Source organism: Achromobacter mucicolens (assembly GCF_902859725.1).
Classification (GTDB): domain Bacteria; phylum Pseudomonadota; class Gammaproteobacteria; order Burkholderiales; family Burkholderiaceae_B; genus Achromobacter; species Achromobacter mucicolens.
The window spans coordinates 29,536-54,103 of the sequence record NZ_CADIJP010000024.1; the positions used below are offsets into that span (position 1 = coordinate 29,536).

Below are 24,568 nucleotides of genomic sequence, written 5' to 3' on the forward strand. Positions count from 1 at the left end.
CGCTTTGGCTCGAATATGGTGCATGTATGCGCGCTCTGATCATCAGCGTGGATCTCGGTGATCCGGACTTCACGGCACACGCCGAGGAATTTGCCATGCTGGCCAAGGGCGCGGGCGCCGAAATCGTCGGCACCCTGACGGCCCGCCGCGATCGTCCCGACGCCAAGTTCTTTATCGGCTCCGGCAAGGCCGACGAGGGCGTCGCGATGGCGCAGGCGCTGCTTGCCGACATCATCCTTTTCGATCAGCCGCTTTCGCCAGCCCAGCAGCGTAACCTCGAACGCGCCTTCAACCTGCGCGTCGTGGATCGCGTTGCGCTCATCCTGGACATCTTCGCGCTGCGCGCAAAGAGCCACGAAGGCAAGCTGCAGGTCGAACTGGCCCAGCTTCAGCATCTGGCCACGCGCCTGACGCGCATGTGGAGTCACCTGGAACGGCAGCGCGGCGGCATCGGGATGCGCGGGCCAGGTGAATCCCAGCTTGAAATGGACCGCCGCATGATCGGCGCCAAGGTCAAGACGCTGCGTGAACGGCTCGACAAGGTCGAACGCCAGCGCATCACCCAGCGGCGCGCCCGCGCGCGGGGCGGTGCGTTGTCGGTGTCGCTGGTGGGTTACACCAACGCCGGCAAGTCGACGCTGTTCAACGCGCTGACCCGCGCGGACGCCTACGCGGCCGACCAGTTGTTCGCCACGCTGGACACGACGACCCGCCGCATCTGGATCGAAGGCGCCGGATCAGTGGTGGTGTCGGACACCGTGGGCTTCATCCGCGACCTGCCGCATAACCTGATTGCCGCCTTCCGCGCCACGCTCGAAGAAACCGTGCACGCGGATCTGCTTCTGCATGTGGTGGACTCGGCCAGCCCGCAGCGGGATGAGCAGATTTTCGAAGTCAACAAGGTCCTCGCCGAAATAGGCGCTGCCGCGATTCCAACCATTCTGGTATACAACAAGATCGACCGGGCGGGCCTGGACCCGCGGGTGGAGCGCGATGCACATGGTACGATTGCGCGAGTATTTGTAAGCGCCACCGAGCGCGCCGGTTTGGATGCGTTGCGCGGGGCAATTGCGGAAACCGGACAGATTGTGGGAAACAATGCCGCGAATTATCAAACTCTTCAATCTGAATGACCCCGGCTGGGGTCGCGGAAACAACAATGGCTCCGAGCCGCCGCCCAAGCGGCCCCAAGGCAATGGAGACGGCCCTCCGGACCTGGACGAGGTCTGGCGCGATTTCAATAATCGCATCGGGAACCTGTTCGGGCGCAAGGGCGGGGGCGGCAACAACCGGCCCGGCAATCGTGGTGGCATGACGCCGCCATCCCCGCGGGGCACTCGCATCGGCCTGGGCGTCATTGCCCTGGTTGCGGCAGGCATCTGGCTGGCCAGCGGCTTCTACATCGTGCAAGAAGGCCAGGTCGCGGTCGTGACCCAGTTCGGCAAATACAAGAGCACGTCGCAAGCCGGTTTCCAGTGGCGCCTGCCTTATCCCATTCAAAGCCATGAAATCGTCAACGTGTCGCAACTGCGCACATTCGAAGTCGGTTTCCGTGGCGGCGCGCGCAACAAGGTCCTGCCCGAAGCGCTGATGCTCACGACGGACGAGAACATCGTCGATATGCAGTTCGTCGTCCAGTACCGCCTGCGTGCAGACGGCGCGCCCGACTATCTCTTCAAGACGCGCGACCCGGATGAATCCGTGCGCCAGGCGTCGGAAACCGCCATGCGCGAAGTCGTGGGCAAGCAGTCGATGGACTTCGTGCTGTACGAAGGCCGTACGACGGTGGCCTCGCAGGTCCAGGCGCTGATGCAGCAGATTCTCGACCGCTACAAGACGGGCGTGCAGGTCAGCACCGTCGCCATCCAGAACGTGCAGCCGCCCGAGCAGGTCCAGGCCGCGTTCGACGACGCCGTGAAGGCCGGTCAGGATCGCGAGCGCCAGATCAACGAAGGCCAGGCCTATGCCAACCAGGTCGTGCCGCTGGCCAGCGGTCAGGCTTCGCGCATGACGGAACAGGCCGAAGGCTACAAGGCCAAGGTCGTGGGCGACGCGCAAGGTAATACCTCGCGTTTTACCAGCATCCTGGGCGAATACGAAAAGTCTCCCCAAGTCATGCGCCAGCGCATGTACCTGGAAAGCATGCAGGACATCTTCACCCGCGCCAGCAAGGTCATGGTCGACACCAAGAGCAACAACAACATGTTGTATTTGCCCTTGGACAAGATCATGCATCTCGCCGCTCAGGACGCAGGCAAGTCGAATATCGGCAGCTCCAGCTCGCCGGTGGCCAACCCGCCTGTCCAGCAGCCTTCGCGCGGTTCGGCCGCGCCGGTGCCGCAGCCTTCCGGCAGCAGCAATAGCAACACGCTGCCTCGCGACCGTATGTCGCGCTAATCCGGAGGAGTCCTGAACATGAATCGTCTTATGCCCATCCTGGTCGGCCTGCTCATCGTGCTGGCCCTCCTTTCCTCCAGCGTTTTCGTGGTCCGCGAGCGCGACTATGCCCTGGTGTTCTCGCTGGGTGAGGTCCGCCGCGTCATCAGTGAACCTGGCCTGTACTTCAAGGTTCCGCCGCCTTTCCAGAATGTCGTCACGCTCGACAAGCGCATTCTGACCATCGAAACCAACGAAGCCGAGCGCATCCAGACTTCCGAAAAGAAGAACCTGCTGATCGACTCGTACGTCAAGTGGCGCATTGCGGATCCCCGTCTGTTCTACGTGACGTTCGGCGGCAACGAGCGTGCGGCGCAAGAGCGCCTGCAAGCTCAGATCCGCGACGCCCTGAACGCATCGGTCAACGTGCGTACGGTGCGCGACGTGGTCTCGACCGAACGCGACAAGATCATGACGGAAATCCTGGACAACGTCGCCAAGCGCGCCGAGCCGCTGGGCGTGCAGATCGTTGACGTGCGTCTGCGCCGCATCGAGTTCGCGCCGGAAATTTCCGAGTCGGTGTACCGCCGCATGGAAGCCGAGCGTACCCGCGTGGCGAACGAACTGCGCTCCATCGGCGCCGCCGAAGGCGAGAAGATCCGCGCCGAGGCCGACCGCCAGCGCGAGGTCATCGTGGCCCAGGCGTACGCCAAGGCCCAGGGCATCATGGGTGAGGGCGACGCCGCCGCCGCAGCCATCTACGCCCAGGCTTATGGCAAGAATCCGGACTTCTATACGTACTACAAGAGCCTGGAAGCCTATCGCGCCTCGTTCTCCAAGCCGGGCGACGTGTTGGTGGTGGACCCCAGCTCCAGCTTCTTCCAGTTCATGAAGGATCCGGCAGGCGCCGCCCTGGCGCCGGTCACCGTGCCGGCCAAGTAACCGGCAGCAGTCCGCACGAACGAAAAAGCCCCTCGGATAACCGAGGGGCTTTTCTGCTTCTGGCGGGATGCTCCCTTGCCGGTATCGGGGACGCCGCCGGGCTCTGGACATGCCCGTCCCCCAGGTGGCGCTTGCCGCTGAACCATGTACAATACCGCGTAAGCTAGAAAACATTCCGCAGCGGCTGAGCGGGCTTACGCCCCTCAGCCGCTTTTCGTTTGGGCGACGCCCACGCATCACTTGGCGTTATTCAGGTAAACACATTCATGGGTAACTGGCTGCTGCCCGAAAGCCTCGCCGACGTACTTCCGGCAGAGGCCCGGCGCATCGAGGAACTGCGCCGCGAACTTCTCGATCTTTACCGTACATACGGGTTCGAGCTGGTCGCGCCGCCCCTGGTCGAGTACATCGATTCATTGCTGTCGGGCACCGGCAGCGATCTGGATCTGCGCACCTGCAAGCTGATCGACCAGCTTTCGGGCCGCACGCTGGGCGTGCGCGCGGACATGACTCCCCAGGTCACGCGCATTGACGCGCACTTGCTCAACCGCGCCGGCGTCACCCGCCTGTGCTATTGCGGCAATGTGCTGCATGCCCGTCCCTCGGACTTGCTGTCGAGCCGCGAGTTGCTGCAGATCGGCGCCGAAATCTACGGCCATGCCGGATTCGAAGCCGATCTGGAAATCATCCAGCTGGTGCTGGAAACCGTTGCCATCGCCGGCGTTCGCAATCCGCGCCTGGATCTGAATCACCCCGGGGTGCTGCGCGCGATCCTGAAGTCGGATCCGGCGGCTGCCGAGCTGGCGCAGGACGCGATCCGGCTGATGCGCGACAAGGACGTGCCCGGACTGGGCGAGCTGGCGGCGCGCGCGCCCGGCATCCGTCCGGAAACGCTGAAGGCGCTGCAATTGCTGCCCACGCTGTACGGTGGTCAGGACGTGCTGAAGATCGCCCGCCGTGACCTGCCGGCGCTGCCGGGTATCGCCGAGGCGCTCGACGCCCTTCAGGCAGTGGTCGACGCCATGCCCAACGTGTCTTTCAGCGTCGATCTGGCCGACGTCGGTGGTTACGCTTACCACTCGGGCGTCAAGTTTGCGCTTTACGCTGAAGGCTGGCACGACGCGTTGGTCAGCGGTGGCCGCTACGATGACGTCAGCCACGCGTTTGGCCGGTCGCGTCCGGCAACGGGCTTCAGTCTTGATTTACGCAAGCTGGCGGCGGGTCTGCCGCCGGCGGAAAGGGCGCGAGCGGTTCGCGCGCCCTGGGGGCAGGCCCCCGCTCTGACCGAGGCGGTTCGCCGCTTGCGCCGGTCAGGGGAAATCGTCGTTCAGGTATTGCCCGGTCACGAGCAGGATCAGGACGAATTCGTTTGCGATCGCGAGCTGGCGCTGCAGGATGGCGTCTGGACGGTCAAAACGCTGTGACTAACTCCCTCTCGGAAACGAGGGGGCCGCGGGGAGATTTCCGGATTTCCCGAGAAACTCGAAATTGATTCGTATCATGAGCAAGAACGTAGTCGTAATCGGCACCCAATGGGGTGACGAGGGCAAGGGCAAGATCGTCGACTGGCTGGCGGAATCCGTCCAGGGCGTGGTCCGCTTCCAAGGCGGTCACAATGCCGGCCATACGCTGTGGATCAACGGCAAGAAGACGATTCTTCGCCTGATCCCGTCGGGCATCATGCACCCCGGTGTCACCTGCTTCATCGGCAATGGCGTCGTGCTGTCCCCGGAAGCCCTGCTCAAGGAAATCGAAGAGCTTGAGGCCGCCGGCCTGGACGTGCGTTCGCGCCTGCAGATCTCCGAGATCTGCCCGCTGATCCTGCCGTACCACGTCGCCATCGACAAGGCGCGCGAAGCGCGCAAGGGCGAGGGCAAGATCGGCACGACGGGCCGCGGCATCGGCCCGGCCTACGAAGACAAGGTCGCCCGCCGCGCCCTGCGCGTGCAAGACCTCTTCAATCCGGCGCTCTTTGACGAAAAGCTCGCCGAAGTGCTGGATTACCACAACTTCGTGCTGACCCAGTACCTGGGTGCCGAAGCGGTCTCGGCCAACGAAGTGCGCGATCAGGCCATGGCCTTGGCTCCGGCCATCGCCCCGATGGTCAAGGACGTCTCCAGCAACCTGTACGCCATGCAGCAGGAAGGCAAGCGCCTCCTGTTCGAAGGCGCGCAAGGCGCGCTGCTGGACGTCGATCACGGCACTTATCCCTTCGTCACCAGCAGCAACTGCGTTGCGGGCGCGGCCTCGGCAGGCGCCGGCGTCGGCCCCCAGCAACTGGATTACGTCCTGGGCATCACCAAGGCGTACACCACGCGCGTCGGCTCGGGCCCGTTCCCCACGGAACTGGTCGACGAGATCGGCACCCGCCTGGCCACCATCGGCAAGGAATTCGGTTCGGTCACGGGCCGTCCGCGCCGTTGCGGCTGGTTCGACGGCGCCGCGCTGAAGCGTTCGGTCCGCCTGAACGGCATTTCCGGCCTGTGCATCACCAAGCTGGACGTGCTGGACGGTCTGGAAACCATCCAGTTGGGCGTCGGCTACCGCGTCAACGGTGAATTCCGCGACGTGCTGCCCTACGGCGCGCATGCCGTTGCGCAAGCGCAACCGGTGCTCGAAGAGCTGCCCGGCTGGAGCGAATCCACCGTCGGCATCACCGAATACGCCAAGCTGCCCGCCGCCGCGCGCCGTTATCTGGAGCGTGTCGCCGAGGTCTGCGGCGTGCCGATCGACCTGGTGTCCACCGGTCCGGACCGCAACGAGACCATTGTTTTGCGTCATCCCCTGAAGGGCTGACATCGGGTTATTATTCCCAAGGCCGCCGCCGGTCATACCGGCGGCGGCCTTTTCGTATTTTTGTGCAGGAGATGCTTGCCTATGAGCACGCCGACCAGTGACGATAGCCACCTGTGGGTAACGTGGGACGATTACAACCGCTTGATCGAGCGCCTTACTTTGCAGGTGCACCAGTCGGGCTGGAAGTTTGACAAGATTCTTTGCCTGGCGCGCGGTGGTATGCGCGTGGGTGACGTCATGTCGCGTATTTTTGACGTGCCGCTGGGCATTCTTGCCACCAGCAGCTATCGCGAGGCGGCTGGCACCAAGCAAGGCGACATGGACATCGCCCAGTTCATCACCATCACCCGCGGCACGCTGTCCGGCCGGGTGTTGCTGGTGGACGACATGGTCGATACCGGCAAGACCTTCAACAAGGTCTTCGATCACCTGAAGAGCCAGTTCGCCGACATCACCGAATTGCGCAGCGCCGTGCTGTGGTGGAAGGGGCATTCCCTGGCAACGCCCGACTATTACGTCGAGAAGCTGCCCACGAATCCCTGGATTCACCAGCCTTTCGAAGACTACGACAGCTTGCGTCCCCATCAATTGGAAGCCTGGATCCGCAAGGGTTCCCAGAGCTGATAGCAGGCAGGAAAAGGGCGGGGCCCAGGGCGCGGACTGTCCCTGGCAGTAGTCAAACCGTCCTTGACCATGCTAGAATCGCTGGTTATCGCTAAACCGAACTTGGCTTGTTACTCTTTGGGTAGTCTTTGGGTAACGGAAACAGCCAGCTCAAACCCGGGTGAACGCATGCCCGGGTTGCGCTTTCAAGGTTCACAGTTCGCGGTACTTGCCTATTGGCGGTTTGCAGGTCTTATCGCCAGAGGCCGTCTTCGCGTACCTGGGTCCGCGCAGCGTTGCTGGAAAAGCAAGCCAGGTTTGTCATCAACTTTGTTACCCTACAAGCAGGCCAATTACTTTATGCCTATCGTTCGACTGAAGGAAAACGAACCGTTTGAAGCCGCTCTGCGCCGCTTCAAGCGCACCATCGAAAAGACCGGTTTGCTCACCGAACTGCGCTCGCGCGAGTTCTATGAGAAGCCCACCGCCGAGCGCAAGCGCAAGCATGCCGCCGCCGTGAAGCGCCACTACAAGCGCATCCGTAGCCAACAACTGCCCCCGCGCCTGTATTGATTTCTGATTCCCGAATCTATTGATTCCAGAATCATTCATCCAGGATTTGCTCGCCCGAGTCGACGTCGTCGACGTTGTCGGGCGATATGTGCAGTTGCGAAAGGGTGGGGCCAACTTGCTTGGCCTGTGCCCCTTTCATAACGAAAAAAGCCCCTCGTTCACTGTCAGCCCCACCAAGCAGTTCTATCACTGCTTCGGTTGTGGAGCGCATGGCAGCGCCATCACCTTCCTGATGGAACATACGGGCGCCAGTTTCCCCGACGCCGTGCGTACGCTCGCGGCGTCGGCGGGAATGACGGTCCCCGAAGAAAACCGCAGTCCCCGCCAGCAGCAGGAGTCCGCGCGCCGCAAGGCCGAGGAATCCCGGCACACCCAGGTGCTGGACGCTGCCCAAGCCCATTACCTGAAACTGCTGCGCGCTTCGCCCGCCGCCGTCCGCTATTTGAAGCAGCGCGGCCTGACTGGCGAGATCGCCGCGCATTTCGGCCTGGGCTGGTCAGGCACGGACCGGCACGGTCTGTCCCAGGTGTTTCCGAACTACGAGGACCCCACGTTGGTGGAGTCCGGCCTCGTCATCGAGTCCGAGGACGGGCGGCGCTACGATCGCTTTCGCGAACGGGTGATGTTTCCGATCCGCAATGCGCGGGGAAGCCTCATCGGGTTTGGCGGCCGGATCATCGGCAAAGGCGAACCCAAGTACCTGAACTCTCCTGAAACTCCCCTGTTTTCGAAGGGGCAGGAGCTCTACGGGTTGTGGGAAGCCCGCCAGGCCATCCGCCAGGAAGGCCAGGTGATTGTCGTCGAGGGCTACATGGACGTGGTCGGCTTGGCGCAGCAGGGCATCGCCAATGCCGTTGCCACGCTCGGCACCGCCACCACACCGGATCACGTCAAGAAGCTCTTGCGCGCCAGCGACAAGGTCATCTTCAGCTTCGATGGCGACAAGGCCGGCCGGCGCGCCGCCTGGCGCGCGCTGCAGGCCTGTCTGCCGGTGCTTCGGGATGACATCGCGATCCGGTTCCTCTTCCTGCCGGCGGAGCATGATCCCGATTCGTATGTGCGCGAATTGGGCGCCGAAGCGTTCCGCGCGTGTCTGGGCGACGCCGTGGCGCTGTCGCGCTTCCTGTTGGACGAATTGGCGTCGCGTCACAACATGACCGAGGCCGAAGGGCGCGCCAGTTGTCTGCACGAGGCCAAGCCGCTGCTGGCAACGATCCCCGAGTGCGCGTTGCGCGTGCAGATCGAACGGGAAATGGCCAAGCTGGTGCAATTGACGCCCGAGGAAATGGCGCAGGTTCTGGCGCAACAGCCTGCCAAGCCATTTGCGCCGGCCGCGCGGCCCGCGTCGGGCGGTGGCGAGTCCGGCATGGCCCCGGGCGGCGAGCCGAGCCACGACGGCGGCCCGCCGGACATGGGCTACGACTACGGCAATCACGACTTCCACGACATTCCCGCCGACGAGTCCGACGATTACGGCCAGTACGCCTCGCATGGCGAAGAGTCTGGTGGCGGATCTGCGGGCTGGCAGCCAGGCGCAAAGCCGGAATGGAAGGGCAAGAGCGATTGGAAAGGCAAGAGCGACTGGAAGGGCAAGGGTGATTGGAAGGGCGGCAAGGGCAACTGGAAAGGCCGGCGCGACAACGATGTTGGCGGCTTCGAGGGGCGCCGCACCATGCCGTCGCTGGCCAAGCGGCTCTTGAGCCTGCTGCTCGCGCATCCTGAACTGGTCGACTCCATGGGAGATCAGCAGCTTGAAGTCATCGACCACGGCCCCCATCTAGGATTGGTACGAGACCTGATCATGCTGGCGCAATCCAGCGGCGCGCGCCATGTCGGCGCCTTGCTGGAGGCCGCGGAGCCGGACTCGGACCTTGCAACCGTATTGAAGGGGCTGCGGGCGGACATCCTGGCGCAGGAAGACCTGCCCGACCCGCAGACGGAATGGGACGATGCGTTGCGGCGGATCGAGTTCGATTCGGCGAAAAATGAAATGGCCAAGCTGGCGGCTTCCGGACTGGCTTCGGAAGAGGCTCGCAAGCGGTATCTTGAGCTCTCCCGCCGCATGACCGTGCTGAAAGGTGCCGGGATACGCTAAATACGCTAAAATCAAAGGTTTTCCGCTCATGCGGGGGCTGTGAGGCCAGCGCAGAGCCGGTGCAGTTCGGCTAAGCGCGGATGCCGCCATTGCCAGCTGTGCCCGACTGTTGCATGATCGCTGGAAATTCAAGGTCGATTGGTGGCGGATTGTTCGCCATATCGATGCAGCAAGAGCAGGAACGTGACACGAAGTCCGGCAACTGGAATCTATTCCGGAAGCCGGAATCTAATGATTTATGTACCAATTTGACGAGAGCGGCCTGAAGCTCGGGCATCCCGGTTATTGAGCCCAGGCGGCATCGCTAACCACTAAAAAAGGTTAGAAACGGGACGCGTGCGTCAAAATTGTTACATCGTTAATTAATATAGCTGAGCGGTGGATCAAAAGCAGTTCAGCAGCGGTAACTCCGCGTGGCGTGAGTGGTTTGGGTGCTGTGTATACGTAGCTGCTTGGGGCAATGGCCCGATAAGCGAGCAAAGCCTATTTATAGGCAGGCAGCCCCCCCAACGTCCGGAACCCGCTGTTGAATGAGGTCATGCACGTCGGGCGTCAGAACGGTTAAGAACCGGAGACGTCGCCAGACGGGCTCGCAAGAGCCGGTGCTGCGAACAACGCAGCCGCGTGATCTTCGCCGATCCACCAGATTTACCCGTATTCCATGCCGCACCGGATCCGTATCCGGCGCGGCGTTATGCGGTGCAACAAGCCCGAACGGGTTGCGACGACCACGGAAGCGACTATGACCAAATCCACCGGCAAATCCTCCTCTGCAATTGATGCGGCCGAAACCAAGGCTGTGGCGGCCAAACGCGCCGTCAGCATGGCCGCGGAAAAAGCGCCCGCCAAGACGGCGGTGAAGGTCGCCAAGCCCGCCGCCAAGACGGCCGCCAAAAAGGCGGCCAAAACGGCTGTTGCCGCGGACAAGCCCGAAAAGGTAACGAAGGCCCGCGCCAAGAAAGCCGAAGACAAACTGGCCGACCTGGTCGGCAGCGCGCGTCCCGCGCCGAGCGGCCGCCGTCCGGGCCGCCCCGCCAAGAACGCCAACAACGACTCCGACGGTTTCGACGATCCGATGGACGGCGAAGGCGAAGTCCTGCCCGATCTGAAGCCGCCCAAGCGCGGCGGCAAGCGCGGCAAGGCCGATCCCAAGGACCTGATCGCCCGTGGCCCCGTCACGCCGGAAGAATACGAAGCGCGCCGCAATCGCCTGAAGCAGCTGATCAAGCTGGGCAAGGACCGCGGCTACCTGACGTACGGCGAGATCAACGACCATCTGCCCGACGACCTGGTCGATGCCGAAGCCATCGACGGCATCATCAGCACGTTCAGCGACATGGGTATCGCGGTCTATGACCAGGCCCCCGACGCCGAAACCCTGCTGATGAGCGAGAACGCGCCGGTTGCGTCCAACGACGACGACGTCGAAGACGAAGCCGAAGCTGCGCTCACCACCGTGGACTCCGATTTCGGCCGCACCACCGACCCGGTCCGCATGTACATGCGCGAAATGGGCTCGGTCGAGCTGCTGACCCGCGAAGGCGAAATCGAGATCGCCAAGCGTATCGAAGACGGCCTGAAGCACATGGTCATGGCCATCTCGGCGTGCCCGACCACCATCAACGAAATCCTGGCCCACATCACGCGCGTGCGTGAGGGACAGGCGCAGATCGACGAAGTCGTCGACGGCCTGGTCGATCCGGAAGACGGCGAGGAATACGCCGGCGCCGGCGTCACCGCAGATGAAGACGAAAGCGACGACGGCCCCGCCGGCGGCATGTCCAGCAAGCAGCTGGAAGACCTGCGCGTCAAGGCGCTGGCCAAGTTCGACGAAGTGGGCAAGCAATTCGACAAGATGCGCCTGTCGTACGAGAAGGACGGCTACAAGTCGGACATCTACGTGCGCGCCCAGGAATCGATCCAGAACGAACTGATGGGCATCCGCTTCACCGCCAAGATGGTGGAAAAGCTGGCCGACACGCTGCGCAACCAGGTTGAAGAAGTGCGTCAGCTCGAGCGCGCTGTCCTGCACACGTGTGTGGACCGTGCCGGCATGCCGCGCCTGCACTTCATCAAGGTGTTCCCCGGCAACGAAACCAACCTGCAGTGGGTCGTCGACGAAGTGGCCGCCGGCCATCCGTACGCCGAAACGCTGGAGCGCCAGATTCCCGCCGTGCAGGAACTGCAGCAAAAGCTGATCGACCTGCAAACGCGCGTCGTGCTGCCGCTGAAGGACTTGAAGGACGTCAACAAGCGCATGGCCACCGGCGAAGCCAAGGCTCGCAAGGCCAAGCGCGAAATGACCGAGGCCAACCTGCGTCTGGTGATCTCGATCGCCAAGAAGTACACGAACCGTGGCCTGCAGTTCCTCGACCTCATCCAGGAAGGCAACATCGGCCTGATGAAGGCCGTGGACAAGTTCGAATACCGTCGCGGCTACAAGTTCTCGACCTACGCAACGTGGTGGATCCGTCAGGCCATCACGCGTTCCATCGCCGACCAGGCGCGCACCATCCGTATTCCGGTTCACATGATCGAAACGATCAACAAGATGAACCGCATCAGCCGCCAGATCCTGCAGGAAACCGGCGCTGAGCCGGATCCCGCGACCCTGGCGCAAAAGATGGACATGCCCGAGGACAAGATCCGCAAGATCCTGAAGATCGCCAAGGAACCGATCTCCATGGAAACGCCCATTGGTGACGACGACGATTCGCACCTGGGCGATTTCATCGAAGACACGTCCACGCTGGCGCCTTCGGATGCGGCGCTGCATGGTTCGATGCGCGATGTCGTCAAGGAAGTGCTAGACTCTCTCACCCCGCGTGAAGCCAAGGTCCTGCGCATGCGTTTCGGCATCGAAATGAGCACCGACCAGACCCTGGAAGAAGTGGGCAAGCAATTCGACGTCACGCGCGAGCGCATCCGCCAAATAGAGGCCAAAGCGCTGCGCAAGCTGCGTCACCCCAGCCGGGCCGACAAGCTGAAGAGCTTCCTGGAAGGGCAGTAAATTTCCTGGGCCTCTAGCTCATGCCTGGTTAGAGCAGCGGACTCATAATCCGTTGGTGCCGAGTTCGACTCTCGGGGGGCCTACCAAGAATTGACGCGGGTTTGCATGAAGTTCATGCAGCCCGCGTTTTCTTTTGTGTGTGGGATTTTTTGCCAATCTGGCTGAGCGCTGTTTTGATGGCATCCGTGGCCAGGTGCGCGTAGCGCTTGGTGCTGGCTGCTGACTTGTGCCCCAGCACGGCGCCCACGGTGTATAGGTCCACCTTGGCGTTGATTATCTCGCTCGCTGCGCTGTGTTGCAGGTCGTGAAAGCGCAGGTGGCCCCAGTATGCTGGAGTTGGTGAGCCATGTGTCCCGCAGCCGGACGCTTGAGCCGCGCGAGCGAGACGCTACGAGAAAGGCCGCGCAGGGGGAAGTGGGACTAATCTCCCTGGCTCTTGCGCCTTGGACAAGTAGGAGCCAAGGCGCACTGGCGTGCCGATCCTTCGGCTTTGCCTGAGCACATTGAAGTCTCTTTTTGAAACAACTGCAAAAAATGGTAAAAACTAAGGTTGTTATATAAGCCGCAGGAAGTTGCACACCATGAAGCAGTTGAAATTGAAGTCGGATCTCACCGTCGGAGACATCATCGGCCACGGGATTATCTGGATCCTCCTGAGTATCGTCACGTTCGGCCTAGCGCTTTTCGTGTTCCCGTATTACATGCAGCGTTTCATCATCAGCCGCACTTCGGTGCTCGATGATTCTGGACGCCGTGTTGGCCGCCTGCAATGCACCATCGATCTGGCCAGCATTATCGGAAATATCGTCATCTGGGCGATTATCTCTATCGTCACTTTCGGCATCGGGTATCTGATCTTTCTGTACAAGATCAACGCGCATTGCATGAATCACACTAAGGTGATTGACGTCACACTTTGACGCCGACGCTATGCCGCAGACGGCCGCCTCCGGGCGGTTTTTTTGTTTCCGGAGAGCAGGTACCAGGAGAAAACTGTCCGCCGGGCTGCGTGGGCAGCGGCTGGCAGCGTCACGCTCCCGCCCTCGCTCTGTGGGAACCGCTGCTTGATGCCAAAAGGACAAGGGGCCGGACAAAATGTGCGGTGTTTTGGCGGCGGAAATATTGGCAAAGCGGACGCAATCCGACGTAATCGGCGCGCATGACGCGAAGCGACCTGACACTCAGGTACCGCAGCCGCCAGCAATGGCGGCTGTTTTCATTTCCGGCGCACGGTTGGGCGTGAGGCTGCGCGAGCCGTGCAGCGGTGCCATTCCTGATTGGTAACCTCGCGTAACACTTCCTCGTCCAAAAGGACTATTCCTCAATAATCCTCGAAACCGCTCGTGGCTGTGGGCGATGAGGGGAGGGCCCATCCGCCCCGTCTGATGTTTGGCATGTGCTGATACCGAAGCTCGATCGGAGGAAGTTTCATGAAAAACAACGCTCTGCCCGCCGGCGTACTGTCTCGTTCGTCGCTGCTCCCCCTCCTGGCATTTCCTTGGGTATCGGTCGCTCAGATCACAATCGAGAGTGGGCAGACGGTAACCGTTCCGGGAACTCAGGCTTCTCCCTGGAACATGAACGGCCCCCTCTTGGTTGGAAATACGGGAGCCGGCACGCTGAACGTGTTGAGTGGCGGTCTGGTGATTAGCCCGGATGCTTACCTGGGAGGTGTTTTCGGCGGCGCCGGGGTGGTATCGGTGACCGGACCAAACGCGCGATGGGAGGTGTCCGCCAACAGCCTGAGCACGCTGAATGTCGGCTGGAGCGCGGCAGGGACACTGACGGTTGCCAGCGGTGGCGTGGTCCAGAGTCAGCGCGCCGTTCTCGGGGAATTCGACGACGGCGTAGGCGTTGTGAACATCACCGGCGCCGGATCGCAATGGATCAACAACCAGTTGCTCTACGTCGGGATGTCGGGCGAGGGACGTTTGAACATCTTGGACGGGGGCTACGTTTCTACGGGTTCGGGATCTGTCGGCGTCGTTGGCGGCAAGGGAGACGTCACAGTCCGCGGGGCCAATTCCCGGTGGCTTTCGGGATCGCCCATTCAGATTGGCTCGTTCGGCACTGGCAGCTTGACGATCTCGGAAGGCGGGCAGGTGATTGCCCCGGGCGCGGTGATGGGGACGACAGCTTCCGGGATCGGCAAGCTTGTCATCGGCAGCGATGTGGGCACTGCACCGGTCGCGCCTGGCACGCTGGAAACCACGCGCGTTGCATTTGGCCCGGGCGACAGCCGGGTGATTTTCAATCACACGTCTTCCAGTTATGTGTTCGACGCGACGATCAACAACGGCGCCAACAATGCCGCGGGTTCCAATACGGGATTGGTCGGCGGCGGGCGGTTGGAGGCGATGGCGGGCCGCACCATCCTGAATGCGGACCACGGGGACTTCTCGGGCGCCGCGCAAATAGGCGGCGCGGGCATTCTGCAGGTCAATCGCGACCTGTCGGGCGCGGCGATGCAGATTCTCTCGGGCGGTACGTTGGAAGGGCGCGGACGGGTGGGCAGTGTCGTCAATGCAGGCACCGTAGCGCCCGGGGCCTCGTTGGGCACGCTGACCATCAGCGGGAACTACGCGGGCAGCAGCGGTTCGCTGTTGCAGCTGGAGACGGTGCTTGGCAATGACGCGTCGCCTACCGACAAACTGGTTGTGACGGGCAATGTCGCGGGCAGTACTGCCGTCAAGGTCACCAATCTGAATGGCAGCGGGGCGCAGACGGTAAATGGCATTCGCGTCATTGAGGTCGGCGGCGCGTCGCCTGCGGGCGCGTTCAACCTTCGGGGCGATTATCGGGCCGAAAACGGTCAGCAAGCCGTGATTGCCGGCGCGTATGCGTACACGCTGCAACACGGCGGCAGCAATACGCCCGCGGACGGTCACTGGTATCTCGTATCCGAATTCAAGGAACCGGAGACGGCTCCCGAACCGGAGCCGGGACCGGGACCTGATCCAGAGCCCGAACCCGAACCCGGGCCTGGCGCACCGGTGGAAGAAATACCCGGAAGTCCCGAAGCGGGGCCACGCTACCAGCCTGGCATACCGCTTTACGAGCAGTATCCCCAGGTGCTCGCTTCCCTCAACGCGTTGCCGACGTTGCAGCAACGCGTCGGAAACCGGTTCTGGCGGACTGACGGTCAGCCCGAGGCCGGGGAAAAATTCGGGGGGTGGGCCCGCATCCAAGGCGCCACCAGTTCGATGCGCCCGGCTCAGTCTGCGACAAAGTCGAGCCGGGATATCGATCTGTGGAAGCTGCAAACCGGTATTGACGTCGTGGCAAACCGCCAGCCTGATGGATCGATGCTGGTGGCTGGCGTCAACCTTTCTCATGGGAACGCGTCGGCCGATATCGCGTCTCCGTATGGCCGGGGCAAGATCGACACGACAGGCACGGGCGTGGGCGCCAGCCTGACGTGGTACGGCGCTAGCGGGTTCTACGTGGACGGACAGTTGCAGGCCATGTGGTTCGACAGCGACATCTCGTCGCGCACGATCGGGCGCGATGAGGTGAAGGGAAACAATGGAAACGGCGTCGCCATCTCGGTGGAGACAGGTTATCGCCATGACATCGGCAAGGGCTTTTCGCTGACGCCGCAGGCGCAGTTGATTCGCTCTCGCGTCGACTTCGACAGCTTCACGGACCCGTTCGGCGCCAAGGTGCGGCTTGACGATGGCGACAGTCTGATCGGACGTCTGGGCGTGTCGCTCGATTACGAACCTGAACGCTCCGTTGCGCAAGGGGCGGCCGAGCAAACGCATGTGTACGCCATCGCCAATCTGTACAACGAGTTCATGAATGGCACGAACGTCAACGTGGCGGGCGTGTCTTTTCGAAGCCGGGACGAGCGGCTGTGGGCCGAACTTGGCGTTGGCGGGACCTACCTGTGGAACAAAGGGCGCTACGGCGTTTATGGAAACCTGAGCGTGGCTGGCGCGACCAACAACATGAGCGACAACCACTCCGTGGGCGGCATGATCGGCTTTCGCGTGCAGTGGTAGGGGCCAGCTGAGGTCGCAACGTCGTGTTGAAACCGTGACCGACAGGGGCACGTGCCCCCGCGAATGGGAACGCACCCGCGAGCAGGAAAGCGTCTCCAAATGGAAGAGCGCCCCAGCTCAAGATGAGTCTGAGGCGCTCCTGCCCGGCTTCGCACGCGATGGGTGTCAGACAGCCCGGCAACTCAAATCTACTGCTCGGATTTCACCCCGGCAATAGGGGAAACCCTTGCCAAAAAAAGGGTGGGAACGTCATTGGCGCAGGACCTTTGAGGCATGCACATGCGTCAAGGGGGCGTGCGCGGATTTGTCCGTCTCGGCATCCACGAATTGTCCGCCCGCCGCCCGCTGGCGACACTGGCCTCCACGTTCAATGCACGGGAGAGCAGATATGTGGGGGCATCGAAAGCGCCAACTGGGACAAGGCATGACGGAGTACATCGTTGTCGTGGCGCTGGTCGCCGTGGCGGCGATCGCGGTTTATCAGTACTTCGGACAGGTCGTGCGGTCGCAGACGGCCGCCATGGCGCGAGAGCTTGCCGGCGAAGACGGCAGCACGCAATCCAAAGCGGCGCAGCAGGCGGCCCAGAAAGCGGCGGCCCAGACCAAGGCGCGGTCGCTCAAGTCATTTACCGGCAACGCCGAGATCGCGAATTGAACGCGCCGCCATCCATGTTCGACGATCAACAACGGGGCCAGGCTCTGGTCCTGGGTTTGATGGTCGCGGCCGTCGGCGCGGCGTCGCTCGTCGTCCTGTACAACGTTGGCCAGACCGTCGAGGCGCGCAGCCGCCTGACCCACGCCGCGGACGCGGCGGCCTACAGCGGTGCGCTCATGCAGGCGCGCGCGCTCAATGCCATCGCCTACGTGAATCGCAGCCAGATCGCGCATCAGGTTGCGATGGCGCATCTGGTGACGCTAGGAGCGTCGGCGCAATACCTCGATGCGTTGCAATCGCAGCGTTGGCGCGGCAATCCGCCAGCCAGCCTGATCGCGATGCTTTTCGGGCCGGCTGCCGGCGCGGCCTACCAAGGGGCGCAGGCCCCTCCGGACGCCGAAAGCCGTCTGGCGCGCGCGTTCGCGCAGCATGATCGCGTCGTGCATCAGGTGCTGGAAGCCGCGGCGCGAGCGATTGCCGGCGATTTCATCATGTCTCGGGATCGTGTCATGCGCGAGGTGCTGGCTGCCAACTATCCTGCGTTTGGCAAGACTGGCCGGGACAACGCATCCGGGGCCTCGCCGCTGGATCTGCGTGTGTTGACGGACGGGTGGCCCGGTTTCACTGAGCGCCAAGCCGCCACACGCAAGGCCGGCCTGCGGCCGGCTATTGAAAGCGCAGCGGCTCGCTATGGTTTCCTGGACCGCCGCAACACGACGCTACGCAACCCCTGGGTGGTCAGCACCCGGTGTCCGTGGCTTCGGCACGAACTCCGGCGGCGCGGCTCGACCTGGCTTGGGCCGGATGGCCATTGGGGCGCGTTGGACACGCAGTCCAACCATGCGCTGCGCTCGAACCGCTGGATTGGCTGCTACTTCCGCGAATACGCGATGGGGTGGGGCACCGTCCAGGGCAATAAAAGCCGTGCGCCCGACGACGTGGAATTCGTCGAAGATCCGCCCGCAGACTTTTCGCAGGAAGACTTCTGGCGATGGGTGGAACACGCCACGTCCTGGAACATCTTTGACGGAGCCAACAACCCCATGGCGAACTCATACGCAATGGCTGGGGTGCGCCGATGGCCCGGCGGCGGCTTGCCGGCCTACCGGGAAGTCGCGCCCAAGCGTCTTGCCGATCCCTTGCGATTTGCCGTGGCGGTCGGCCTGCAATCGTCCGTCGTCAAAACCACGGACGCCGGCAGCGCTGTGTCGGCGCCAATCGGTCAGTTCCGATATGCCGCACTGGGCCGAATTGGCGCCATCACGGTCAGCACGGCTGCCGAGACCTACTTTTCCCGGCCGGAGCGCCGCGCCGACGGGCGCCTGGAGCTCGCCACGCTTTTCCGGCCCTATTGGCAGGCCCGCCTCTCCGCAGTCACGCCGCAAGAGGAAGCATTGGCCAGGAGGCTGCCGTGATGCAACGCGGATCAAAGGAACAAGGACAGGCGGTGGTCGAGGCGCTATTGATATTGCCGCTCTTGACCGTGTTGCTCTGGGCGGTCTCGGATATCGGCGCGATGCAGTTTTCGGCGCAGCGCACGACGCAGGTTGGTCGTCAGGCCGCCATGGCGGCGGCGTTGGGGCAGCCCGTCGCAACGCTTCGCGCGCCGGCGCGGATGGACGTGGAAGGCCGCGCCCAACGCTGGCTTGGATCTTCTGTCGCGGGGGGCGGCGCGTTGCAGGATGAATGGTTTGGCGCGGCAATGCGTCTGCTGTCCGTGCAAGTGCGTTCGCTGCCGCCGCCGGGCAATGTCATGTTTGGACTGCCGGTCTCGCGTCACCTCAGCGTGGCAGACGGCGCGGGTTATGCGCATGGCGACGCGGATGCGCAACGCCGTATTGGGGCATCGCCAACAGGCTGGTTGCAAGCGAGCCGCACCTCACAGGCTGAGGCGGTAAGGATGCAGCGTCCCGTCAGCCATGCAGAGGCGCCGTGGGGGCGGCCGGCGCTGTCGCGGGATTGGCTTTCCGCGTGGGGGGATGTGCTGCCTGGTGATCGGCTTGGCAGGCTTGCGGAGGGCGGAAAATGAATCTTGTCCGAAAAGTGTGCGAAGGGCAGGGCATGCGAATCCGTCCTGCCTTGCTTGCCGTTGGCATCGGGCTGTGCGGTGCGCTGATGCTGTTGCCCGAACGCGCGGGCGCATCAGGCGGCGTGTCCAGCCTGGAGCGCCTGCGGCTCCCCGAAGGCACCTTGCGAGAACGCATGGCGGATCGGTTGTGGCTGCACGGCATGCCCGCGCAAGTGTGGGTGTTCGATGCGCCCCAGAGCCCATCGGCCCTGGCCAGAACGCTGGCCACGCAGCAACCTGCGTTGGCGGATCTGCACGTGCTGCCCGGGCAACTCATTCTGTCCGGCCGCGTCGGCGATGAGCGTTGGGTGGCCCAATTGGAAAACGCGGGCGCGGATCGTACCGTCGGCAGCCTCTCGGCAATTTCTGTGCGTGCGGCTCCCTCCGCGCATCTGCCGGGGTGGCTGCCCAAGGGCGCGCGCGTCAGGACTGACGTTGCCGTGATGGAATCCGGTGTCAAGGTTTCCGACCGGATCTGGCAGTACGCATTGCCGCCTCAAAAGCTGGCTGAACTGCTTGATGCCGCGTTGCGGCGGACGGGATGGATGCCGCAGGGCGACCCGGATCGTGAGGGGGCCGCGATGGCGGCGTCAGCGGTCACCGCGGGGCGAGGCGCGTCATCCGCAGGCGCTGGCCAATGGTGGGCGCGTGAACGGGAGCGGATGAAGCTTTGGCTGGTGCCTGTGGAAGGCGGCAGCGGGCTGCGAGCCCTGGGGTGGGCGCCATGAAGTCCTGGATCAATCGCGGCGCCGAGCGGTTGCGCCGTACCGGCGTGTATGGATTGGCGGTGCTGGCGGGCCTGGTCGCCGCATGGGCCGTGCGCGAGCACGTCCAGCAGCGCGTGCAGGCGCTGGAAGCCGAGGCGCAGACGCCGCTGGTCAGCCGTCTTGTGGCGGCCTATGACCTGCCGGCCGGCACATTGCTCGAAGAGGTGCATCTGGCCGTGCGCAAGATCCCTCAGCCCTGGGCGCCCGGCGCCAGCGTTGACCCGATGGAACTGGGCAGCGTGCTGGGCGCAACGCTACTTGCCGATCTGGCGCATGGGGACCCCTTGCTGAGAAGCTTCATGACTTACGACCCGCCGCAGCCTTCGCTGGCCGCGCGGCTTGAAGCGGGGCAGCGCGCGTTCACGGTGAACGCGACGGACCTTGGCGGGCTTGCAGACATGCTCAAAGGCGGCGATGCCATCGATATCTACGTGACGTTCAATCATCGCCAACGCGAACTCACCGTCCCGGTGCTGCAGAGCATGCGAGTCCTGACCGCCATGAGCGACGACGGCGCGGGCAACATCACGCTGGCCGCGACGCCTGACCAAGCCATGCGGTTCATTGCCGCGCGGCAGGCTGGGGTGCTGACCGCAATGCTGCGTCATCGCGACGACGCCGCGTCTGTGAACCCCGCAGCACAAAGCGATCTGGCTTCCCTCATGGGGCTGGACGCCGAACCCAAGCCCGTGCCCGGTGTCGCCATCGTTTACGGTGATCGCCTGGACGCACAGGCAGGCTTTGACGCGGAGCGGCCATGATCCGAATTAAAAGCTTGCTCGCCATCGTGCTGTGCCTGTGCAGCATGCCAGCATGGTCCAACACCCAGACGCTGGAACTGCAGGTCGGCGAAACGCGCGTGTTGCCGCACCCCGGCGTGCGGCGAGTCGCCATCGGCAATAGTCAGGTGGCCAGCGCCGTGGCGGCGGAAGGGCGCGAGGTCGTAGTGTTTGCGCGAGCCGAAGGCGTGTCGTCCGTGCATGTGTGGGCTGGACGCGATCGCGTGGCAGCCTACGAATTGCGTGTGGTCCCTGCCGGCACGCCACAACTGCGCGAGGAGGTCCAGAGTCTGCTCTCCCGGATCCCGGGGGCGCGCAGCTCGAACGTGGGCGGCCGCATCGTCATCGAAGGCGATGACCTGTCCGACGATGATCGCGCGCGTATTGCGGCGCTGGTGGACCGGTATCCGGACGTCGTGGATTTCACCGGTCAAGTCGGATGGGACCGCATGGTGCTGCTCGACGTGCAGGTGGTCGAGATTCCCACATCGCGGCTGCAAGAGTTCGGCGTGCGCTGGGATGGCATGACGCAGGGTGGCCTCAATGCGGGCCTCGCTTGGGATGGGGGATCGCGCAGCCGCATGACACGCCCTGGCGAGCAGATCATCGAGACCGCCGCGCCGGTCGCGTCGGCCGCGGGCTACTTCGGCGTCAATGCGCTGCTTTCGGCGCGTATTGCCGCGCTGGCGCAAACGGGTGAAGCCGTAATGCTTGCGCAACCGCAGCTGCTGGCGCGCAGCGGCGCCAGTGCGACGTTTCTCGCGGGCGGGGAAGTGCCCTATGCCTCCACGGATGCACGGGGCAATCCCACCACGCTGTTCAAGCCCTATGGCGTGTCGCTGAACATCACGCCGCGGATCGATCGCAATGGCGTCATCCGGTCCTTGATCGAGGTGGAGGCCAGTTCGGTCGACACGTCGCTAAGCCTTCCCGGCGGTCCGGCGCTGCGCACGCGCCGCGCGTCCACCGAGTTCAACGTGCGTTCGGGCAACACGCTCGTCATCGGCGGGTTTCTTTCGCGTGAGCAGGGCACCGACGTCAGCGGTCTGCCGGGGCTGCGCAACATTCCGATCCTGGGCGCGTTGTTTTCCTCAACCCGCTATCAACGCCGCGAGACCGAACTGGCGATCTTCGTGACGCCCAAGATCGTGTCGCAAGCAGAGCCCGCCATGGCCGATCGCATACGCCGCGGACGCGAGACGCTGCAGGCGGCGTTTCCCGATCCTCCCAGCCTCGGGACGGCGGTTCCTTCGGACGCGATCGGTTGGGATCCCTACTCGGGCGCGGGTTCGCAGTGGGGACTGACGTCTGCCGAGGCCGATTCACCTTTTCCGGAGGGGCGCGATGCTCAACGTTGAACTGACCATTGAACTCACCTTCGAGGACGCCGCGCAGCAGCAGCTCACGCTGCGCGCGCCGGTGCTGATCGGAAGGGGCGTTCAGTGCGGATTGCGGATTCCCACCTGGAGAGTCGGGCGTCAGCACGCCCGGCTGCTTTGCGAAGCGGATCAAATCGTCCTGGAAGACCTGGGCACGCTGGCAGGCACGATGGTAAATGGGGTGCGGATAGTGCGGCATGCGCCGGTACAGCCTCAAGACGAGATCCTGATCGGGCCTTGCAGGCTGCGCGTGTCGATGCCGAAGGCCGAGGCCGCCTCGCCTCTTGAGGGTGCGGATGCGGTGTCATCCGACCCGGTTCAACCGGAAATCCGGTCGATGGGCGATGACCGGAGCATTGCGCCGCCAGTTGTTCCGCCCTGTGCCCCGCATCGGCTGCACGACCGTCGACGTCTTCACGCGGCCCTGCTGGGCGCGCTTGACCTGAGACGGCGCGACGTGGCGGGGATGAGCGACGGGATGCTTCGTGCCGAAGCCGAGCGCCTTCTGGTCCAGATCGTTGCCACGGACGCCGAACTTCCGCCCCATGCGGACAAGGCGGCGCTGTGCCGCGAGGTGCTTGACGAAGCGGTTGGGCTCGGGCCGTTGGAACCCTTGCTTGCGGCCCCCGACATCACGGAAATCATGGTCAACCGCTACGACGAAATCTATGTCGAGCGTGCGGGGCGCCTGTGGCGGGAGCAGGCCGCATTCACCAGCGAACAGTCGGTGCGCTGGGTGATCGAACGCATTGTCACGCCCTTGGGGCGCCGCATCGACGAAAGCTCGCCGATGGTGGATGCGCGGCTGCCCGATGGCTCGCGGGTCCACGCCATCATTCCGCCGGTGGCGATGAAGGGCGCCAGCCTGACCATACGCAAGTTTCCGCAGCGTCGCCCGCAGATGCCCGATCTGATTGCGCTGGGCGCGCTGAGCGACGCGATGTCGCAGTTTCTGGCCCTGTGCGTACGGATGCGCAAGAATCTGGTCGTTTCCGGGGGGACGGGGGCGGGCAAGACGACGCTGCTGAACATCCTGTCGAACGAGATTCCGGACGGCGAGCGCGTGGTCACGATCGAAGACGCTGCGGAATTGCGGCTCAACCATGCGCATCTCGTTGCGCTGGAGGCCCGGCCAGCCAACCAGGAAGGCAGAGGCCGAATCGACATCCGCGAACTGGTGCGCAACGCGCTGCGCATGCGGCCTGACCGCATCGTCGTGGGCGAATGCCGCGGCGCCGAGGCGTTCGACATGCTGACGGCCATGAACACGGGGCACGAAGGTTCCCTGACGACGCTGCATGCCAATTCTCCGCGCGATGCGTTGGCGCGGCTGGAGTCCATGATTCTCATGGCAGGGCTTGACCTGCCGCTGTCCGCGGTCCGCGAGCACATTGCCGCCAGCGTGGACGTGGTCGTGCAGCAGGCACGACTGGCGGATGGCCGCCGCGTGGTCACGTCGATCGTCGAAGTGGCGGGCATGGAAAGCGGCCGCATCCAATTGCAGGACTTGTTTGGGTTTGACCGCAGTCACGGATTTCGGGGATGCGGCGCGCTGCCCGGCTTTGCGCGCGATTGGGCCGATAAGGGCGTGAGTCTGGACGCCACCTGGTTTTCGGACTTGGCGGGCCAGGCGCCGGGCGTTGCGACCTTTGCGCAGGGCTTGCCATGATCTGGCTTGCGGCGGCGGCCGCGATGCTGTGCGCGGGGTTGCTGGCGTGGCGCGCACAGAACTGGTTTGCGCCCGCGCTTCGGCGATACCGCGAGGTCTACACGCAGGATGCGGGCGTGCGGTTGAGCGAGGTGTTCCTCTTCATCGACCCGCGCCAACTGTGGGCGGGCGCCATCATCTGCGGGGTGGCCGCCGCGGCGGCCGCGTTCTCGGCCACCGGAAGCGCGTTGCTCGCGGCCATGTTCGCGCTGGCGGCCTCGCGCCTGCCGCGGTCGGTCGTTGACGGACTGCGGCGGCGGCGCGCGCAGCGCTTTGAAACGCAATTACCGATGGCGCTGTTGATGCTGGCTTCTGCGTTGCGGGCGGGTGTGGCCATGACGACAGGCCTGCGCCATGTGGTGCAACAGAGCAGCGCGCCGCTGGCGCAGGAGTTCGGCCTGATGCTGCGCGAACAGCGTCTTGGCGTGCCGTGGGAGGTTGCGCTTGGCAACCTGCAGGCCAGGATGCCGGCCGATTCGACCTCGCTGGTGGTGGCTGCCATGCGCATCGCGGCAACAACCGGCGGCAACCTGGCCGAGGCCCTTGAAAGCATCGCGCAGACACTGCGGGCTCGCCTGCAGTTGCAGGCGAAGCTGCTTGCGCTGACCTCGCAGGGGCGGCTGCAAGCCTGGATCGTGGGCGCGCTGCCCTTGCTGCTGCTGGCGGTGCTGGACCGGCTCGAGCCCGACATCATGAGTCTGTTGTGGCGTACGCCGATGGGATGGGGTGTTCTCGCCATCGTGGCGGTGCTGGAGACGGCGGGCGTGCTGCTGATCCGGCGGATCATGCGGATCGATATCTGAAAGGGGGCGG

Annotated in this window: 20 protein-coding genes and 1 tRNA gene; 20 read left to right on the top strand and 1 reads right to left on the bottom strand. The window is 63.8% G+C overall.

The features are described 5' to 3' along the window. The first annotated feature begins 26 nt into the window (after positions 1–26). The 10 genes from hflX to HV786_RS24170 all read left to right on the top strand — a co-directional run bounded on the left by hflX (position 27) and on the right by HV786_RS24170 (position 12,481). Complete coding sequence (gene hflX / locus HV786_RS24125) at positions 27–1,133, top strand: GTPase HflX (RefSeq protein ID WP_062842027.1); 1,107 nt, start codon at positions 27–29, stop codon at positions 1,131–1,133. Beyond that, positions 1,099–2,397, top strand: a complete 1,299-nt coding sequence (hflK, locus tag HV786_RS24130; RefSeq protein WP_128827939.1) for an FtsH protease activity modulator HflK — start codon at positions 1,099–1,101, stop codon at positions 2,395–2,397. Before hflX ends, hflK begins: the two co-directional genes overlap by 35 nt. An 18-nt stretch (positions 2,398–2,415) precedes the next feature. Then, on the top strand, positions 2,416–3,318 hold the full coding sequence (gene hflC, locus HV786_RS24135; protein WP_056315716.1) for a protease modulator HflC: 903 nt from the start codon (positions 2,416–2,418) through the stop codon (positions 3,316–3,318). Positions 3,319–3,584: 266 nt separating this feature from the next. Further along, positions 3,585–4,742, top strand: coding sequence for an ATP phosphoribosyltransferase regulatory subunit (locus HV786_RS24140; protein ID WP_062842025.1), 1,158 nt, complete (start codon positions 3,585–3,587; stop codon positions 4,740–4,742). 76 nt (positions 4,743–4,818) lie between these two features. Further along, entirely contained in the window at positions 4,819–6,114 is a 1,296-nt protein-coding gene (locus tag HV786_RS24145) for an adenylosuccinate synthase (protein ID WP_056315722.1), read from the top strand. 81 nt (positions 6,115–6,195) lie between these two features. Continuing rightward, the gene (locus tag HV786_RS24150; RefSeq protein ID WP_056315724.1) at positions 6,196–6,738 is read left to right on the top strand and encodes a phosphoribosyltransferase; all 543 of its coding nucleotides are present in this window, start codon (positions 6,196–6,198) and stop codon (positions 6,736–6,738) included. A gap of 339 nt (positions 6,739–7,077) precedes the next feature. Continuing rightward, entirely contained in the window at positions 7,078–7,290 is a 213-nt protein-coding gene (gene rpsU, locus HV786_RS24155) for a 30S ribosomal protein S21 (RefSeq protein ID WP_006218592.1), read from the top strand. Positions 7,291–7,309: 19 nt separating this feature from the next. Beyond that, the gene (gene dnaG, locus HV786_RS24160; protein WP_128827941.1) at positions 7,310–9,385 is read left to right on the top strand and encodes a DNA primase; all 2,076 of its coding nucleotides are present in this window, start codon (positions 7,310–7,312) and stop codon (positions 9,383–9,385) included. 742 nt (positions 9,386–10,127) lie between these two features. Continuing rightward, positions 10,128–12,395: an RNA polymerase sigma factor RpoD gene (gene rpoD, locus HV786_RS24165; RefSeq protein WP_056315728.1), complete on the top strand. Its 2,268-nt coding sequence runs from the start codon at positions 10,128–10,130 to the stop codon at positions 12,393–12,395. Positions 12,396–12,402: 7 nt separating this feature from the next. Beyond that, positions 12,403–12,481 (top strand) — tRNA-Ile (locus HV786_RS24170). A 26-nt stretch (positions 12,482–12,507) separates the two neighbouring features. On the opposite strand, the gene HV786_RS24175 is transcribed toward HV786_RS24170, so the two are convergent. Then, a complete protein-coding gene (locus HV786_RS24175) occupies positions 12,508–12,711 on the bottom strand; it encodes a tyrosine-type recombinase/integrase (RefSeq protein WP_338076563.1) in 204 nt (67 codons plus the stop codon). Positions 12,712–12,976: 265 nt separating this feature from the next. On the opposite strand from HV786_RS24175, the gene HV786_RS24180 reads away from it, so the two are divergent. From HV786_RS24180 to HV786_RS24225, 10 genes are all read left to right on the top strand, one after another. Further along, positions 12,977–13,315 carry a DUF6693 family protein gene (locus HV786_RS24180; RefSeq protein WP_128827942.1) on the top strand — a complete coding sequence of 113 codons (339 nt, stop codon included), beginning with the start codon at positions 12,977–12,979 and terminating at the stop codon, positions 13,313–13,315. 510 nt (positions 13,316–13,825) lie between these two features. Next, positions 13,826–16,399, top strand: a complete 2,574-nt coding sequence (locus HV786_RS24185) for an autotransporter family protein (RefSeq protein WP_128827943.1) — start codon at positions 13,826–13,828, stop codon at positions 16,397–16,399. Positions 16,400–16,787: 388 nt separating this feature from the next. Further along, on the top strand, positions 16,788–17,054 hold the full coding sequence (locus HV786_RS24190) for a hypothetical protein (protein WP_056315734.1): 267 nt from the start codon (positions 16,788–16,790) through the stop codon (positions 17,052–17,054). 14 nt (positions 17,055–17,068) lie between these two features. Further along, positions 17,069–18,469, top strand: coding sequence for a pilus assembly protein TadG-related protein (locus HV786_RS24195; protein ID WP_128827944.1), 1,401 nt, complete (start codon positions 17,069–17,071; stop codon positions 18,467–18,469). A gap of 32 nt (positions 18,470–18,501) precedes the next feature. Beyond that, positions 18,502–19,083 carry a pilus assembly protein gene (locus HV786_RS24200; RefSeq protein WP_252870077.1) on the top strand — a complete coding sequence of 194 codons (582 nt, stop codon included), beginning with the start codon at positions 18,502–18,504 and terminating at the stop codon, positions 19,081–19,083. Further along, entirely contained in the window at positions 19,080–19,850 is a 771-nt protein-coding gene (locus tag HV786_RS24205) for a hypothetical protein (RefSeq protein WP_254599509.1), read from the top strand. Before HV786_RS24200 ends, HV786_RS24205 begins: the two co-directional genes overlap by 4 nt. Beyond that, positions 19,847–20,650, top strand: a complete 804-nt coding sequence (cpaB, locus tag HV786_RS24210; RefSeq protein ID WP_128827947.1) for a Flp pilus assembly protein CpaB — start codon at positions 19,847–19,849, stop codon at positions 20,648–20,650. Before HV786_RS24205 ends, cpaB begins: the two co-directional genes overlap by 4 nt. A gap of 44 nt (positions 20,651–20,694) precedes the next feature. Then, positions 20,695–22,026: a type II and III secretion system protein family protein gene (locus HV786_RS24215; protein ID WP_252870137.1), complete on the top strand. Its 1,332-nt coding sequence runs from the start codon at positions 20,695–20,697 to the stop codon at positions 22,024–22,026. After that, positions 22,013–23,716: a TadA family conjugal transfer-associated ATPase gene (locus tag HV786_RS24220; RefSeq protein WP_128827949.1), complete on the top strand. Its 1,704-nt coding sequence runs from the start codon at positions 22,013–22,015 to the stop codon at positions 23,714–23,716. Before HV786_RS24215 ends, HV786_RS24220 begins: the two co-directional genes overlap by 14 nt. Next, positions 23,713–24,558 carry a type II secretion system F family protein gene (locus HV786_RS24225; protein ID WP_175211955.1) on the top strand — a complete coding sequence of 282 codons (846 nt, stop codon included), beginning with the start codon at positions 23,713–23,715 and terminating at the stop codon, positions 24,556–24,558. Before HV786_RS24220 ends, HV786_RS24225 begins: the two co-directional genes overlap by 4 nt. Positions 24,559–24,568 lie beyond the last annotated feature (10 nt).

Coding starts and splice junctions, on each gene's coding strand:
- hflX (WP_062842027.1), top strand. CDS start 27: ATGCGCGCTCTGATCATCAGCGTGGATCTCGGTGATCCGGACTTCACG.
- hflK (WP_128827939.1), top strand. CDS start 1,099: ATGCCGCGAATTATCAAACTCTTCAATCTGAATGACCCCGGCTGGGGT.
- hflC (WP_056315716.1), top strand. CDS start 2,416: ATGAATCGTCTTATGCCCATCCTGGTCGGCCTGCTCATCGTGCTGGCC.
- HV786_RS24140 (WP_062842025.1), top strand. CDS start 3,585: ATGGGTAACTGGCTGCTGCCCGAAAGCCTCGCCGACGTACTTCCGGCA.
- HV786_RS24145 (WP_056315722.1), top strand. CDS start 4,819: ATGAGCAAGAACGTAGTCGTAATCGGCACCCAATGGGGTGACGAGGGC.
- HV786_RS24150 (WP_056315724.1), top strand. CDS start 6,196: ATGAGCACGCCGACCAGTGACGATAGCCACCTGTGGGTAACGTGGGAC.
- rpsU (WP_006218592.1), top strand. CDS start 7,078: ATGCCTATCGTTCGACTGAAGGAAAACGAACCGTTTGAAGCCGCTCTG.
- rpoD (WP_056315728.1), top strand. CDS start 10,128: ATGACCAAATCCACCGGCAAATCCTCCTCTGCAATTGATGCGGCCGAA.
- HV786_RS24180 (WP_128827942.1), top strand. CDS start 12,977: ATGAAGCAGTTGAAATTGAAGTCGGATCTCACCGTCGGAGACATCATC.
- HV786_RS24185 (WP_128827943.1), top strand. CDS start 13,826: ATGAAAAACAACGCTCTGCCCGCCGGCGTACTGTCTCGTTCGTCGCTG.
- HV786_RS24190 (WP_056315734.1), top strand. CDS start 16,788: ATGTGGGGGCATCGAAAGCGCCAACTGGGACAAGGCATGACGGAGTAC.
- HV786_RS24195 (WP_128827944.1), top strand. CDS start 17,069: ATGTTCGACGATCAACAACGGGGCCAGGCTCTGGTCCTGGGTTTGATG.
- HV786_RS24205 (WP_254599509.1), top strand. CDS start 19,080: ATGAATCTTGTCCGAAAAGTGTGCGAAGGGCAGGGCATGCGAATCCGT.
- cpaB (WP_128827947.1), top strand. CDS start 19,847: ATGAAGTCCTGGATCAATCGCGGCGCCGAGCGGTTGCGCCGTACCGGC.
- HV786_RS24215 (WP_252870137.1), top strand. CDS start 20,695: ATGCCAGCATGGTCCAACACCCAGACGCTGGAACTGCAGGTCGGCGAA.
- HV786_RS24220 (WP_128827949.1), top strand. CDS start 22,013: ATGCTCAACGTTGAACTGACCATTGAACTCACCTTCGAGGACGCCGCG.
- HV786_RS24225 (WP_175211955.1), top strand. CDS start 23,713: ATGATCTGGCTTGCGGCGGCGGCCGCGATGCTGTGCGCGGGGTTGCTG.